A 14,651-nucleotide genomic window follows, 5' to 3' on the forward strand; every position below is an offset into this window, starting at 1 on the left:
CTTTAGCGCATTCCCGGCGCGAGGCCGGTCAGCATCAGGACCCCCGCCACGATGATGACCATGGCGAGCGACAGCGGAAGGAAGACCTTCCAGCCGAGACGCATCAGCTGGTCGTAGCGGTAGCGCGGCACCAGGGCCTTCACCATGGCGATGAGAACGAAGAGGAAGCTCGCCTTCAGGACAAACCAGATCACACCAGGCACCCAGGTGAAGGGAGCGAACGGGATCGGGGAGAGCCAGCCTCCAAGGAACAGGATCGTGCCGAGCGCGCACATGGTCATGATCGCCACGTACTCACCGAGCATGAACAGCAGGTACGGAGTCGAGGAATACTCGACCATGTAGCCCGCCACGAGCTCCGATTCCGCCTCCGGAAGGTCGAAGGGCGGGCGGTTCGTCTCGGCGAGAGCCGAGATGAAGAACACCACGAACATCGGGAAGAGCGGTAGCCAATACCAGCCGAGAATGCCGAGGCTCGTGTTCTGGGCCTCGACGATCAGCGACAGGTTCAGGGTTCCGGCGCACATGAGCACCGTCACGATCACGAATCCGATGGAAACCTCGTAGGACACCATCTGGGCCGCGGAGCGGAGCGCGCCGAGGAAGGGATACTTCGAGTTCGAGGCCCAGCCCCCCATGATGACGCCGTACACGCCGAGCGAGCCGATCGCGAAGATGTAGAGAATGCCCACATTGATGTCGGCAATCGCCCAGCCCGCATTGAGCGGAATGACCGCCCAGGCCGCGAGGGAGAGCGTACACATCACCAGCGGCGCCAGCAGGAACATGCCCTTATTGGCCGGGGCCGGGATGATCGGCTCCTTGAGGACGAACTTCAGAAGGTCCGCAAAGGACTGCAGCAGGCCCCAGGGACCTACCACGTTCGGGCCGCGCCGCAGCTGGACCGCGGCCCAGACCTTCCGGTCGGCATAAAGCGCGTAGGCGATGAAGACGAGTAGCGCGACGAGCATCAGCAGGCTCTGGCCCACCATGATTGCAACCGCGAGGAGGATATCTCCGAGTTCCATGATCCGATCCCTTACTCGGCCGCCTCGAGCTTCAGCTCACGGGCAAGTGCGGAGCACTCGGCCATGACGCCGGACGCGCGGGCGATCGGGTTCGTCAGATAGAAGTCCTTGATCGGACTGGTAAAAGCCTCCCGGCCAGGAGTTCCACCGAGTCCCGCCAGAGCCTGAACTGCAGCAGCCGCGTCTGCCGGCTGAACCGACTCGACAGCCGCGAAATGCGGGTGGTCCGCATAGAGCTTCTGGCGAAGGGCGTTCAGCGAGTCGAACGGCAGGCGCTGGCCCAGCACGTCGGACAGGGCGCGAAGGATCGCCCAGTCTTCACGGGCATCGCCGGGTGCGAAGGCCGCGCGGTTGGCGATCTGCACCCGTCCTTCCGTGTTCACGAAGGTGCCGGACTTTTCCGTGTAGGTCGCTCCCGGCAGGATCACGTCGGCGCGGTGAGCGCCACGGTCGCCGTGGGTACCCTGATAGATCACGAAGGCGCCGGGCGCGATATCGATCTCGTCGGCACCGAGATTGAACAGGACATCCATTCCGCCCTGCGCCATCTCGCGCGCCGTTACACCGCCCTCGCCCGGCACAAAGCCGAGGTCGAGTGCGCCGACCCGGGAGGCCGCCGTGTGCAGGACCGAGAGGCCGCTCCAGCCCTCCTTGACCGCGCCGACGCTCTGGGCGAGCTGCGCGACGGCCGAGAGAATCGCCAGTCCGTCGGGACGGGAGAGAGCACCCTGCCCCACGATGATGAGCGGACGCTCAGCATTCTTGAGCTTCTCGACGAAGCTGTGCTTTCCGGCGGCAAGATCGGAGAGGGTCTCAGGCCCTGCTCCGAGGTACTCGTAGGAGTAGGTCAGGTCCACGTTCTCGCCGATCAGAGCGATCGGCGGCGGAGCCACGCGCCAGCGCTTGCGGATGCGCACGTTGACGAGCGAGCCCTCAATGCGCGGATTCGAGCCCACGATGAGGATGGCATCCGCGTCCTCGATACCGGAAATGGTGGAGTTGAAGAGATAGGAGCCGCGGCCATAGGCCGGCGAGAGCACTGTGCCGTCCTGGCGGGCATCGATATTGGCGACGCCGAGGCTCTGCATGAGAAGCTTCAGCGCATACATCTCCTCCACCGCGGGGAGATCGCCGACGATGGCGCCGATGCGCTTCGGGTCCGTGCCCTTCATGCGGGCTGCGATGGCGCCGAAGGCCTCCTGCCAGGTCGCGGGACGCAGGCGGCCGTTCTCGCGCAGGTAAGGACGGTCGAGGCGCTGGAGGCGCAGACCGTCGACGATGTGGCGGGCCTTGTCGGTGATCCACTCCTCGTTCACGTCCTCGTTCACGCGCGGAAGGATGCGCATGACCTCGCGACCCCGGTAGTCGACGCGGATCGAGGAGCCGACTGCGTCCATCACATCCACGGAGTCGGTCCGGGCAAGCTCCCAGGGACGATAGTGGAAGGATTCCGGCTTGTGGGTGAGCGCGCCGACCGGGCAGAGATCCGCCACGTTCGCCTGCAGCTCGGAGCCGAGGGCCTTCTCCAGGTAGCTGGTGATCTCCATGTCCTCGCCGCGCCAGATCGCGCCGAGATCCGGTACGCCGGCCACTTCTGCCGTAAAGCGTATGCAGCGGGTGCAGTGAATGCACCGGTTCATGGAGGTGCGCACGAGCGGGCCGAGATACTTGTCGGTAACCGCGCGCTTGTTCTCGTGGAAACGGCTTGTGTCGACGCCGTAGGCCATGGCCTGGTCCTGCAGGTCGCACTGGCCGCCCTGGTCGCAGATCGGACAGTCGAGCGGGTGGTTGATGAGGAGGAACTCCATCACCCCTTCCCGCGCCTTCTTCACGGTGGGCGACTTGGTGAAGACCTCCGGCGGCTCGCCGTTGGGACCCGGACGGCAGTCGCGGACGCCCCACGCGCACGAGGCCACGGGCTTTGGCGCGCCCTTCACCTCGACGAGGCACATGCGGCAGTTGCCGGCAATCGAGAGCCGCTCATGGAAGCAGAAGCGCGGAATTTCGGCCCCGGCCAGTTCGGCAGCCTGGAGCAGCGTGTATTCCGCAGGAACGTCGACCTCGACGCCATCAACGATGATTTTAGCCATCTTTACTCTCACTCCGCCGCGACCATGACGGATTCGGAATTCGGGTTCGCCGCGTAATCGTCGATCCGCTTCTCAATCTCATGCCGGAAATGCCGGATCAGACCCTGGACCGGCCAAGCCGCCGCGTCGCCGAGCGCGCAGATGGTGTGGCCTTCGATCTGGGTCGAGACTTCGAGCAGCATGTCGATTTCGCGCTTCTGGGCCCGGCCCTCCGCCATGCGGGTGAGCACGCGCCACATCCAGCCCGTGCCCTCGCGGCACGGCGTGCACTGGCCGCAGCTCTCATGCTTGTAGAAGTACGAGATGCGGGCAATCGCGCGGACAACGTCGGTGGACTTGTCCATGACGATCACGGCGGCCGTGCCGAGGCCGGACTTCAGATTGCGCAGGGTATCGAAATCCATTGGCGCGTCGATGATCTGCTCGGCGGGGACGAGCGGAACCGACGAGCCGCCGGGAATGACGGCCAGCAGGTTGTCCCAGCCGCCACGGATCCCGCCGCAATGGCGGTCGATCAGCTCGCGGAAGGTCAGGCCCATGGCCTCTTCCACATTGCAGGGCTTGTTCACGTGGCCCGAGACGCAGAAGAGCTTTGTGCCCACGTTGTTCGGACGGCCGATGCCGGCGAACCACGAGGCGCCACGGCGCAGGATGGTGCCGGCGACCGCGATCGACTCGACGTTGTTCACGGTGGTGGGGCAGCCGTAGAGGCCCATATTGGCCGGGAACGGCGGCTTCAGGCGCGGCATGCCCTTCTTGCCCTCCATGCTCTCGATGAGCGCCGTCTCCTCGCCGCAGATGTATGCGCCTGCGCCGTGGTGGACGTAGAGGTCGAAGGGGTAGCCGTGAATGTTATCCTTGCCGATCAGCTTGGCCGCATAGGCCTCGTCGACCGCGCGCTGCAGCGCATGCCGCTCGGCGATGTACTCGCCGCGGATGTAGATGTAGGCCGCATGCGCTCCCATGGCGAAGGATGCGATGAGGCAGCCCTCGACCAGGAGGTGCGGATCGTTCCGCATGATCTCCCGGTCCTTACAGGTGCCGGGTTCCGACTCGTCGGCATTGACGACGAGGTAGTGCGGACGGCCGTCCGACTGCTTGGGCATGAAGGACCATTTCAGGCCCGTCGGGAAGCCCGCGCCGCCGCGGCCGCGCAGCCCCGACGCCTTCATTTCGTCGATGATCCAGTCGCGGCCCTTCTCCAGCAGGAACTTCGTTCCGTCCCAGGCGCCGCGCAGTTTCGCGGCCTCAAGGTCCGGCGAATGGAAGCCGTAGAGGTTGGTGAAGATACGATCTCTGTCCTGAAGCATTCCCGATCACTCCATCAGGACGTCTTGTTGTCTTTGTCGACGACCACGTCCGGCTTGCTCTCGCTGCCGTCACGACGGGTCTCGGCTTCCGAAGGCGGCGTGCCGGCGACCGGGGTGGTCGGCATTGTCGAGGCCGGACGCCCTTCTTCCGGATTCGACGGGTTCGCAACATAGGATTTGCTGCTTTCCGGAGCCTTGATGCCGGCCTCTTCGGTGCGGGGCTCGACAGCCGTGGCCCGATCTTTGGAGGCCGCGTCGGCGCGGTCCTTCGCATCGATCGGCGGCTTGCCTTCGGCGGCCCGGTTCGCCGGGGTCTCGATCACCCGGCCGATGGCGCGTCCGGAGTCCGGCTTGGCGGCGCGGGGATTCTCCGCTGCGCGCTGCTCCAGACCCGGCTCCTCGGTCGGTCCCTCGGGAGTTGTCTCCTCGAAACGCTTGCGCCATGCGCCGACGACCGAACCGTCGTAGAGAGAAGGATCCTTCAGCGTGTTGACGGCCTGGAACGGCTCGGACCGGTTCCTGCCGATCTGCGAGCCTTTCCGAACGGGGCGTCCGGAGGCAAGATCGTCGAGCAGCTTCTCGAAATTATCGACCGTCAGGTCCTCGTAGTAGTCATCATTGATCTGCACCATCGGCGCGTTCGAGCACGCGCCGAGGCACTCGACCTCGAGCCAGGAGAAGGTGCCGTCCGGATTGATGTGACCGGACTCGCCGATGCGGCGCTCGAGCACCTTCTTGATGTCGCCTGCCCCGCGCAGCATGCAGGGCGTCGTGCCGCAAAACTGAATGAAGTACTTTCCGACCGGCTCGAGGTTGAACATCGTGTAGAAGGTCGCCACTTCCATCACGCGGATGACGGGCATGTCGAGCTTGGCCGCAACGGCCTCGATGGCCTTGCGCGGAACCCAGCCGCCGGCCTGCTCCTGAACCTTCCACAGGAGGGCGATCACCGCCGAGGCCTGACGGCCCGGCGGGTACTTGGCGATCTGCTGATCCGCAAAAGCTTCGGTCTCGGGCGAGAACGAAAAGCTCTCGGGCTGCAATTCTTCAGGCGCGAGCTTACGAACGGCCATTCACTCTTCTCCTCATCGCCATGGCCGGGCTTACCGCCCGCCCATTCACGACTTGAACTCTTCTTCCACGCCTCAAAGAGCGCGCATGCCGAGCCCGCGACCGGGCCCGATGTTGGTTCTCAGCGATCCACTTCGCCGAACACGATATCGAGCGACCCGAGGACCGCCGATACGTCGGCCAGCATGTGGCCGCGGCACAGGAAGTCCATGGCCTGCAGGTGGGCGAACCCCGGAGGGCGGATCTTGCAGCGGTACGGCTTGTTGGTTCCGTCCGACACGAGATAGACGCCGAATTCGCCCTTCGGCGCCTCGATCGCGGCGTAAACCTCGCCGGCCGGAACGTGGAAGCCCTCGGTGTAGAGCTTGAAGTGGTGGATCAGCGCTTCCATGGAGCGCTTCATGTCCCGGCGCGGAGGCGGCGAGATCTTGCCGTCCAGGGTGGCGACCGGCCCCTGCCCGTCCGGAGCCCGCAACTTGGCAAGGCACTGGCGCATGATGCGCACGCTCTGGCGCATCTCCTCCATACGGATGAGCTGGCGGTCGTAATTGTCGCCGTTCTTGCCCACGGGGATATCGAAATCCATCTCCTCGTAGCACTCATAGGGCTGCGCCTTGCGCAGGTCCCACTCCGCGCCCGAGCCACGGACCATGACGCCCGAGAAGCCCCAGGCCCAGGCATCCTCCAGCGAGACCACGCCGATATCGACGTTGCGCTGCTTGAAGATGCGGCTGCCCATGACGAGGGTGTCGAGATCGTCCAGGACCCGCAGGAACGGATCGCAGAAGCCCTCGATGTCGTCGATGAGTTCCGGCTGGATGTCCAGGCTAACGCCGCCGGGACGGAAGTAGTTGGCATGGAGGCGCGAGCCGGAGATGCGCTCGTAGAAGATCATCAGCTTCTCGCGCTCCTCGAAGCCCCAGAGGGGCGGCGTGAGCGCGCCGACGTCCATGGCCTGCGTCGTCACGTTGAGGAGGTGGGACAGAAGCCGGCCGATCTCGGAGAAGAGCACACGGATAAGCTGCGCGCGGCGCGGCACCTCGATCCCGAGAAGCTTCTCGACAGCCAAACAGTAGCCGTGTTCCTGGTTCATCGGCGCGACATAATCGAGCCGGTCGAAATAGGGATTGGCCTGAACGTAGGTCTTGAATTCGATCAGCTTCTCGGTGCCGCGGTGCAGCAGGCCGATATGCGGGTCGACGCGCTCGACGATCTCGCCGTCGAGCTCAAGCACGAGGCGCAGAACGCCGTGCGCCGCCGGGTGCTGCGGGCCGAAGTTGATCGTGAAGTTGCGGATATTGTGCTCGGTCATGGCCGCCCTCTCCGCTCCTTAAGCCTTGGCCTTCTCGTCGCCAGGCAGCACGTAGTCCGTGCCCTCCCAAGGCGAGAGGAAGTCGAAGTTGCGGAACTCCTGGCTGAGCTTCACCGGCTCGTAGACCACGCGGCCCTGGCTTTCGTCGTAGCGGACCTCGACGTAGCCGGTGAGCGGGAAGTCCTTGCGCAGGGGGAAGCCCTCGAAGCCGTAATCGGTGAGAATCCGGCGCAGGTCCGGATGGCCCGAGAACAGGATGCCGTACATGTCGTAGGCTTCGCGCTCGAACCAGTTTGCCGACGGGAACACATCGATCAGCGAGGGAACAGGGGTCACCTCATCGGTCTCGAGCTTCACACGGATGCGCCTGTTATGGTTCGGCGCAAGGAAGTGATAGACCACGTCAAAGCGCCTCTCGCGGCCCGGATAATCCGCACCGCAGAGGTCGATGAAGCAGACGAAGCGGCACTGGGGATCGTCGCGCAGAAAGGTCACCACGCGCACGATATCCTCGCGGCGCACGACGACCGTCAGCTCGTTGTAGGTGATCGCCTGCGCTTCAATCGCCTCGCCGAGGGACGAGGCGATGTGGTCGCTCAGGGCCTGGAGCTCAGCACTCATGAAATGACCTTTGCTCAGCGCTCGATGGTGCCGGTGCGGCGGATCTTCTTCTGAAGAAGCAGCACTCCGTAGAGGAGCGCCTCAGCCGTGGGCGGGCAGCCCGGCACGTAGATATCGACCGGCACGATGCGGTCGCATCCCCGAACCACCGAGTAGGAGAAGTGGTAATAGCCGCCGCCATTGGCGCAGGAGCCCATGGAGATGACGTAGCGGGGCTCCGGCATCTGGTCGTAGACCTTGCGGAGCGCAGGCGCCATCTTGTTGGTCAGGGTGCCGGCGACGATCATGACGTCGGACTGGCGCGGCGAGGCGCGCGGTGCGAAACCGAACCGCTCCGCATCGTAGCGGGGCATGGACATCTGCATCATCTCGACCGCGCAGCACGCAAGGCCGAAGGTCATCCACATGAGCGAGCCGGTGCGCGCCCAGGTGATCAGGTCCTCGGTCGAGGTGACGAGAAAGCCCTTATCCGCAAGCTCGTCCTTGATTCCGACGAAATACGGGTCGGTGGAGCCCACCGGCTGCCCGGTCGCGGGATCGATGATCCCCTGCGGCGCCGGGGCAACCAGGGTGGAGCGGTTTTCAGTGATCAATCCCATTCCAGGGCCCCTTTTCTCCACTCGTAGACGAAGCCGACCGTCAGCACGCCGAGGAAAATCATCATGGAGATGAAGCCGAACCAGCCCAGATACCCGAATGTAATGGCCCAGGGGAACAGGAATGCGACTTCGAGGTCGAAGATGATGAAGAGAATGGCGACCAGATAGAACCGCACGTCGAACTTCATGCGGGCATCGTCGAAGGCATTGAACCCGCTCTCGTAAGCCGACAGTTTCTCGGGGTCAGGGCGGCTGTAGGCGACCAGGAATGGAGCCACGAGCAGCGCCACCCCGATCAGGAGCGACACGCCGATGAAAATGACGAGAGGCAGGTAGTCGGCGAGGAGATTCGTCATACGACACCTAAAGGAACGGAGCGCGGCCAAAAGCCGGCAACATGCCACGCATTTAAGCCGCAGAAAGGCCTACGGAAAGGCCCTGCGACAATCCATGGAACGCGGGCGAGGCTTAACCGAGATCCCCTTCCGTGACAAGTGTTTGCGGTGCCACAAAAAGAACCATTCCAAACTAAGAGTGGCCTTGATCGGCGCCATGAAAGGGCCCCTATCCGGCCCGAATCTCACCCTGGTTGCGGCAATCCAGGAACAGATGCTGGCGAGGCACCCGCTTGGGCGCATTCAAGGGCCGGATCGCCGACCCGCGGGCGCCTTCGAACCCAGATTCGCCATCCGGCCAGCTGTTCGGGAGCACCACTCACCTGCGTAGGACGCACCGCTGCCATGTCGCAACGGACATGCTAGGCGGATCGCCTGGCGCGCGACATAACAGGTTGTGTGGGAGAAAGTGGCGCGGGCGACGGGGCTCGAACCCGCGACCTCCGGCGTGACAGGCCGGCACTCTAACCGACTGAGCTACGCCCGCGCATTGGACCGCCGAAGCGGTGTGGGTGGGGGTTTAAGGGTGCCCCCGAGACCTGTCAAGCGTTCCGTGCATCCATTTTGAAAAAGGACCGTCGAAGCGTCACTCGGAGGCGGCTGCTTCTCCAGNGGACCGCCGAAGCGGTGTGGGTGGGGGTTTAAGGGTGCCCCCGAGACCTGTCAAGCGTTCCGTGCATCCATTTTGAAAAAGGACCGTCGAAGCGTCACTCGGAGGCGGCTGCTTCTCCAGGAGACCTCAGGGAACTGAGAACCCGGTCGCATTCGAGCAGGTCGTCGAGCGCCACCCGCAGGCTCCGCAGCGAGGCTTCGGGCATTGCCGCTCGCAAGAATGGCGATGCCGGGGCGCGCTCCACAGGGGACGGGCGTTCGGGGACCTCCTCCTCGTCGCCCATGTCCGTCTCGGGCACAGCCCGCATGTCCGGGCGCGGAGCGACCACGCTCTGCTCCCCGCGCCCGACCGCCTGAACGAAGCGGACGCCCTCCTCCTTGAGGATTCGCTGGACGCCTTTGATCGTATAGCCCTCCCCATAAAGGAGATGGCGGATGCCTTTCAGCAGATCGACGTCGTCCGGCCGGTAATAGCGCCGTCCGCCACCGCGCTTCAGCGGCTTGATATGGGCGAAACGGGTCTCCCAGAACCGCAGCACGTGCTGGGGCAGGTCGAGATCCTCCGCCACCTCGCTGATCGTGCGGAAGGCGTCCGGGCTCTTGTCCATGGCGCCGCTCGCCATAACGGGATCAGTCCTCGCGCTCGATGATCTCGCCGTTGATGTAGGCCTTCAAGACATTCGAGGGCTTGAACACCATGACGCGCCGGGGATCGATCGGCACCTCGACACCCGTCTTCGGGTTCCGGCCGATGCGCTCACCCTTGCTGCGGACGATGAAGGAGCCGAAGGAGGACAGCTTGACGGTTTCGCCAGCGGCAAGGCTGTCGCAGATTTCCGCAAGGACCCTCTCGACCAGCTCGGCCGATTCCGTCCGCGAGAGGCCGACCTTCTGGTAGACGGCCTCGCTCAGATCCGCTCTCGTCACAGTTTTGCCAGCCATTGCAAATCCCTAGCCCCGGATGAGATTGAATTCTTTCAAGCGCCCTGACGCTATGCACATGGCTCCTTATGGTCAACTGCGGAGGTGACCTAAAGGAGCCGACATCAGTCGAACCTTGCGGCCGTCACCACCGGATCAGGGCGCTGCCCCAGGTGAAGCCGCCGCCGATGGCCTCGATCATGACAAGGTCCCCGTCCTTGATCCGCCCGTCCTTACGGGCGGCGTCCAGGGCCAGCGGGATCGAAGCGGCGGAGGTGTTGCCGTGGCGGTCGACCGTGATGACCACCTTCTCCGGCGCGATGCCGAGCTTCTCCGCACTTGCGGTGATGATCCGTTTGTTGGCCTGGTGCGGCACGAACCACTTCAGCTCCTCCGCAGAGGTGCCCGTCGCCGTGAAGGCGTCCTGGACTACGTCCGCCACCATGCCGACGGCGAACTTGAACACCTCTCGCCCCTCCATCTTGAGGACGCCGGTGGTCTTGGTGGAGCCGGGACCGCCATTCACGTAGAGCTTGTCCCGGTAGCGCCCGTCCGAGCGCAGGTGGGAGGTCAGCACGCCCCGGTCGGCGGAGGTGCCCTCCCCCTCCTGGGCCTCGAGCACGATCGCGCCCGCGCCGTCGCCGAAGAGGACGCAGGTGGTGCGGTCGTTCCAGTCGAGGATACGCGAGAAGGTCTCCGCGCCCACGACCAGGGCCCGCTTGTGCGAGCCGGACTGGAGGAACTTGTCCGCCGTTGCGACCGCATAGACGAAACCGGTGCAGACCGCCTGAAGATCGAAAGCCGCGCCGTGGGTCATCCCGAGACCCGTCTGGATCATGGTCGCCACGGAGGGGAAGGTATAGTCCGGGGTCGAGGTCGCGCAGACGATCAGGTCGATGTCGTCAGGTTTCAGGCCCGCATCGGCCAGGGCGGCCTCGGCCGCCTTGATGCCGAGGATCGACGTCGTCTCGTCGTCATCGGCGATGTGGCGCTGCTCGATGCCGGTACGCTGAACGATCCACTCGTGGGAGGTATCGACAAGCTTTTCGAGATCACGATTCGTGACCAGGCGTCTCGGCAGATAGGAGCCGACGCCGCGCACGATGGAACGGGTGCGTTTCAAGATATGCCGTCCTTAGGCCGGTTGCTCGACCGGATCGTGCTCGAGCATGCTCCGGATCGTGTTCATCAGTTCAAAATGTGCCATATCGTAGGCAACATCGATGGCGCTGGCAAAGCCAAGGTCGTCGGTTCCGCCGTGGCTCTTGACCACCACTCCCTCCAGGCCGAGGAAGACACCGCCATTGACCTTGCGCGGGTCCATCTTGTCCTTGAGGGCGTCGAAGGCCTGCTTTGCGAGGAGATAGCCGAGCTTCGCCATCAGTGTCCGGCTCATGGCCGAGCGGAGATACTGACCGATCTGCTTGGCCGTTCCCTCGGCGGTCTTGAGGGCGATGTTGCCAGCAAATCCCTCGGTCACGACCACGTCGACGGTGCCCTTGCCGATATCGTCCCCCTCGACGAAGCCGCGGTAGTCGATGTTCGGCATGTTCATCTCTCTGAGAATCCGACCGGCCTCCTTGACCGCCTCGATCCCCTTGATCTCCTCAGTGCCGACATTGAGGAGCCCGACGGTCGGGCGCTCCAGGTCGAACACGATGCGCGCCATGGCCGCTCCCATGATCGCCATGTCGACCAGGTGCCCCGCATCCGCGCCGATGGTCGCGCCCACGTCCAGGACGATGCTCTCGCCCCGCATCGTCGGCCACATCGCAGCAATGGCCGGGCGCTCGATATGCGCCATGGTCTTGAGGCAGATCTTGGCGGTTGCCATGAGGGCACCGGTATTGCCCGCCGAGACGCAGGCATCCGCCTCCCCGTCTCGCACCGCCTGGACCGCGCGCCACATGGAGGACTTCCCCCGCCCCATCCGGATCGCCTGGCTTGGCTTCTCGTCCATGGAGATGGCGATGTCCGTATGGCGCAGCTCGGTTGCTTCCTTGAGCTTCGGATGGTTGTTGAGGAGCGGACCGACGACGGCCTCGTCCCCGAACATCAGAAAGCGGATATCGGGGTGCCGCTCCAGGGCCAGAGCCGCGCCCGGGATGACGATCGATGGACCATGATCGCCCCCCATCGCATCAAGCGAAATACGCACAGGCTTCGGCATCGGCGGTTCGTTCTTTCTAGATGAGCTTCTCGGCAGCCGGCGGAAAATAGCGGTTTGCGTTGGCTCCGCAACCGAATTCTATATCCCGCCAACCAAGGACCGCACGGGTCCGAAAGCCTATTTCTGCTTAAGCCTGTTGAGCGCCGCAAAGGGGCTGTCCTTCTCATCCGCCGGGTCGCGGTAGGAGAAGTCGACTCCCGGCTTCCGGGGATAGGGATCGAGCCCGAGGGCCAGGAACTCGGACGTCAAAGCGCCGAGGTCGATCTGGCCGTTCACGATCTCATCCGGCGGCTCGTATTCGTGCATCTCCGTCGGAGGCTCGGGCGGCATGCCGGAGGACTCCGCAAAGTCCACCTCGACCTCCTCCTCAATATCGGAATCGAACTGCTCGAGTGTGACGACGCAGGTCTGGGTCACAGAAGCCTTCACCGTCCCTTTCACATGGATTCCCTTGGCCGAACTCGTCAGCTTGAAGTCCCCGGACAGCGCCTGGATGCCAGGCAGGCCAAAATCCCGCGCAAGGGCCGCCCGCTCCTCCTCCGTCGCCACCACGTGGGCTTCGGTTCCCTGGGGGGGGATGTTCATGACATCGACGGGCCGGGACAGCGGTCCCACGGTTTCAGGGGTCATGGGGTTCCCTCCTCTGCATAGGTTTCCGGCACGGGGAAGACAGGTCCTGTCTCCAGAAGCGCGTCCAGGTCCATGGTCTCCAGACCGCGGTTCGCGGCCAAGGCATAACGCGCGAGCGTCGTGGCGGGTGCCTCGCCTCCCAGGGCGTTGCGACCGAGAGCCTCGGCGAGGGCTCCTTCATCCGCCTCACCCAGCGGCTCATCATAGGCCTGAGCTCGGCCATAGAAGGCGGCGGCGATCTTCTTCATGCGCTTCGGCACGACCGTGTCGCCGACGCCCATCTCCCTCAGGGAAGCGTCCATGTCGCGGAAAAAGGCGTCGGTTAGGTCCTTGGCGACTTCGTCTGCAGGCGCCGGCAGGTCCCGAAGGGCGCGCAGGACAAGAATCATATGAAGGGAAAGGGCCTCGAAACGGCCCTCGAGGGTGTCCGGGACCCTGAGGCTTCCATACAGCCCAGGCGCACGGGCCGCGGTGGCGATCCTCTTGTAGAGAAGCGCGATGGCGGTGCGTCTTGGATCCTTTCGGAAGAGACTGAAGATCACAGCTTTGGCCCTTCCAAGCTTGTCAAAATCATAGCTCCGGGGTACGCCATCACCGTCCATAGGCGCAAGCTTATCCGCGCCGCATTCCTGGAAGAACCACACGATGCGTCGAAATCATACCCTTCTGGTGCGCTTGGCTGCCGCAACGCTTCTCGCCTCCTCCGTCGCCGCCTGCACGGTCGGCGAGGAATTCCACCGCGGCTACATCGTGGATGAAAACGCAATTTCGCAGGTCAAGAAGGGCATGAGCGGCGAGCAGGTCCTCGAGACCCTCGGCTCCCCCTCCACCGTTTCCACGGTCGGCAACAAGAGCTGGTACTACATAAGCCAGAAGTCCCGCCGCACGTTCCAGTTCATGCCCGAGCAGGTGGTGGACCAGCGGGTCACCGCCGTCTATTTCGACCCGAACCTGAGGGTCGAGCGCGTGGCGCTCTACGGCCTGCAGGACGGCCAGGTCTTCGATTTCATCACCCGCACGACGCCGGCGGGCGGCCAGGAGACGAGCTTCCTCGGACAGCTCCTGCGCGGCACGAACAACTTCAACCCGTTCGGCTCCTAAACCTCTCGGATCAGACCTGAACCTCGTCAGAGGAAACGACAAAGGCCGGGCTCACGCCCGGCCTTTTCTTTTGGATTCACGCCGACGGTCTGCCCTGGTCAGGCTCCGTCTCGGAGGATTTCCCAGCGGCAGTTCGCAGCTTGGGATGCCGCAGCATGGCTACAGCCTCGGCGGGCACGGGCCACTCCACGCGGCGATAGACGCGCCCATCGCGGGTTCGCTCCATCAGACCGAGATCGCAGAGCTCTCGCCGCAGCAACGCGTGATCCCCGAAGCCGTGCAGGGCCTTGAGCCGCTCATTGACCTGCGCTTCGGAGAGATTCTCCTTCGCCGGCAGGCGCGACCACAGCACCCACAAGGCGATCGACTGTTCGCTCCATTTGCCGGGCCAGCGCTGCAAGCGTCCCTCAGCGTCGAAGCAACGGGCGAGGCGTTCGATCCTTCTTGGGTCAACAGGCTCCGCCTCCGGAGCGGGCGGATTCATCGTGCGCTCGGCGGCGAGCTGGGCGCGGAGCTGCTGAAAGTTGCGGTGGCCAATGGAGCGGGCCAGCATGTTGAGCAGCTCGAGATGTCCCGGCATCGCATCGCGTTCGGCGAGTTGCTGGCGCAGGGAGCGCGCAACGGCGGAAATGTCGTTGGCGTGAAACGGCAAGATCGTCCTGGACATGACCTATCCCTCGTTCTCGTGCCTATCCGACGCGGGATGACCGGCGATCGCCTTTCCGACGCGGCACGGGGAATGGTGTCCGTCGATGTTGTGAAGCGGCAGGTTTAGCGTACCCCTCGGGGTG

General features: G+C 64.2%; 16 protein-coding genes and 1 tRNA gene. 1 reads left to right on the forward strand and 16 read right to left on the reverse strand.

The window, feature by feature from the left end:
• Positions 1 to 2 precede the first annotated feature (2 nt).
• From nuoH to LG661_RS10975, 15 genes are all read right to left on the reverse strand, one after another.
• Positions 3 to 1,028, reverse strand: coding sequence for an NADH-quinone oxidoreductase subunit NuoH (nuoH, locus tag LG661_RS10905; RefSeq protein ID WP_230531912.1), 1,026 nt, complete (start codon positions 1,026 to 1,028; stop codon positions 3 to 5).
• 11 nt (positions 1,029 to 1,039) lie between these two features.
• Positions 1,040 to 3,118: an NADH-quinone oxidoreductase subunit NuoG gene (nuoG, locus tag LG661_RS10910; protein ID WP_230531913.1), complete on the reverse strand. Its 2,079-nt coding sequence runs from the start codon at positions 3,116 to 3,118 to the stop codon at positions 1,040 to 1,042.
• 8 nt (positions 3,119 to 3,126) lie between these two features.
• Positions 3,127 to 4,428: an NADH-quinone oxidoreductase subunit NuoF gene (nuoF, locus tag LG661_RS10915; protein ID WP_230531914.1), complete on the reverse strand. Its 1,302-nt coding sequence runs from the start codon at positions 4,426 to 4,428 to the stop codon at positions 3,127 to 3,129.
• Between the two features lie 14 nt (positions 4,429 to 4,442).
• Complete coding sequence (gene nuoE / locus LG661_RS10920) at positions 4,443 to 5,501, reverse strand: NADH-quinone oxidoreductase subunit NuoE (RefSeq protein ID WP_230531915.1); 1,059 nt, start codon at positions 5,499 to 5,501, stop codon at positions 4,443 to 4,445.
• A gap of 119 nt (positions 5,502 to 5,620) precedes the next feature.
• Entirely contained in the window at positions 5,621 to 6,811 is a 1,191-nt protein-coding gene (locus tag LG661_RS10925; protein ID WP_230531916.1) for an NADH-quinone oxidoreductase subunit D, read from the reverse strand.
• Positions 6,812 to 6,829: 18 nt separating this feature from the next.
• Positions 6,830 to 7,432, reverse strand: coding sequence for an NADH-quinone oxidoreductase subunit C (locus LG661_RS10930; RefSeq protein ID WP_230531917.1), 603 nt, complete (start codon positions 7,430 to 7,432; stop codon positions 6,830 to 6,832).
• Positions 7,433 to 7,446: 14 nt separating this feature from the next.
• The gene (locus LG661_RS10935; RefSeq protein WP_230531918.1) at positions 7,447 to 8,031 is read right to left on the reverse strand and encodes a NuoB/complex I 20 kDa subunit family protein; all 585 of its coding nucleotides are present in this window, start codon (positions 8,029 to 8,031) and stop codon (positions 7,447 to 7,449) included.
• The gene (locus tag LG661_RS10940) at positions 8,022 to 8,387 is read right to left on the reverse strand and encodes an NADH-quinone oxidoreductase subunit A (RefSeq protein ID WP_230531919.1); all 366 of its coding nucleotides are present in this window, start codon (positions 8,385 to 8,387) and stop codon (positions 8,022 to 8,024) included. Before LG661_RS10940 ends, LG661_RS10935 begins: the two co-directional genes overlap by 10 nt.
• Before the next feature lie 449 nt (positions 8,388 to 8,836).
• Positions 8,837 to 8,913 (reverse strand) — tRNA-Asp (locus tag LG661_RS10945).
• 220 nt (positions 8,914 to 9,133) lie between these two features.
• Positions 9,134 to 9,646 carry a MerR family transcriptional regulator gene (locus LG661_RS10950; protein ID WP_230531920.1) on the reverse strand — a complete coding sequence of 171 codons (513 nt, stop codon included), beginning with the start codon at positions 9,644 to 9,646 and terminating at the stop codon, positions 9,134 to 9,136.
• 22 nt (positions 9,647 to 9,668) lie between these two features.
• Positions 9,669 to 9,980, reverse strand: a complete 312-nt coding sequence (locus LG661_RS10955; protein ID WP_230531921.1) for an integration host factor subunit alpha — start codon at positions 9,978 to 9,980, stop codon at positions 9,669 to 9,671.
• 124 nt (positions 9,981 to 10,104) lie between these two features.
• Positions 10,105 to 11,082 carry a beta-ketoacyl-ACP synthase III gene (locus LG661_RS10960; protein WP_230531922.1) on the reverse strand — a complete coding sequence of 326 codons (978 nt, stop codon included), beginning with the start codon at positions 11,080 to 11,082 and terminating at the stop codon, positions 10,105 to 10,107.
• 12 nt (positions 11,083 to 11,094) lie between these two features.
• Complete coding sequence (gene plsX, locus LG661_RS10965; protein ID WP_230531923.1) at positions 11,095 to 12,129, reverse strand: phosphate acyltransferase PlsX; 1,035 nt, start codon at positions 12,127 to 12,129, stop codon at positions 11,095 to 11,097.
• 117 nt (positions 12,130 to 12,246) lie between these two features.
• Positions 12,247 to 12,759, reverse strand: coding sequence for a YceD family protein (locus LG661_RS10970; protein ID WP_230531924.1), 513 nt, complete (start codon positions 12,757 to 12,759; stop codon positions 12,247 to 12,249).
• Positions 12,756 to 13,301 carry a ubiquinol-cytochrome C chaperone family protein gene (locus LG661_RS10975; RefSeq protein ID WP_230531925.1) on the reverse strand — a complete coding sequence of 182 codons (546 nt, stop codon included), beginning with the start codon at positions 13,299 to 13,301 and terminating at the stop codon, positions 12,756 to 12,758. The genes LG661_RS10970 and LG661_RS10975 overlap by 4 nt, the downstream gene beginning before the upstream one ends.
• 103 nt (positions 13,302 to 13,404) lie before the next feature.
• Here LG661_RS10975 and LG661_RS10980 point away from each other — a divergent pair, with 103 nt between their 5' ends.
• Positions 13,405 to 13,860, forward strand: a complete 456-nt coding sequence (locus tag LG661_RS10980) for an outer membrane protein assembly factor BamE (RefSeq protein ID WP_230531926.1) — start codon at positions 13,405 to 13,407, stop codon at positions 13,858 to 13,860.
• A gap of 76 nt (positions 13,861 to 13,936) precedes the next feature.
• On the opposite strand, the gene LG661_RS10985 is transcribed toward LG661_RS10980, so the two are convergent.
• On the reverse strand, positions 13,937 to 14,527 hold the full coding sequence (locus LG661_RS10985) for a DUF2087 domain-containing protein (RefSeq protein WP_230531927.1): 591 nt from the start codon (positions 14,525 to 14,527) through the stop codon (positions 13,937 to 13,939).
• Between the last annotated feature and the right edge of the window lie 124 nt (positions 14,528 to 14,651).

Source organism: Microvirga roseola (genome assembly GCF_020866965.1).
Lineage (GTDB): Bacteria > Pseudomonadota > Alphaproteobacteria > Rhizobiales > Beijerinckiaceae > Microvirga > Microvirga roseola.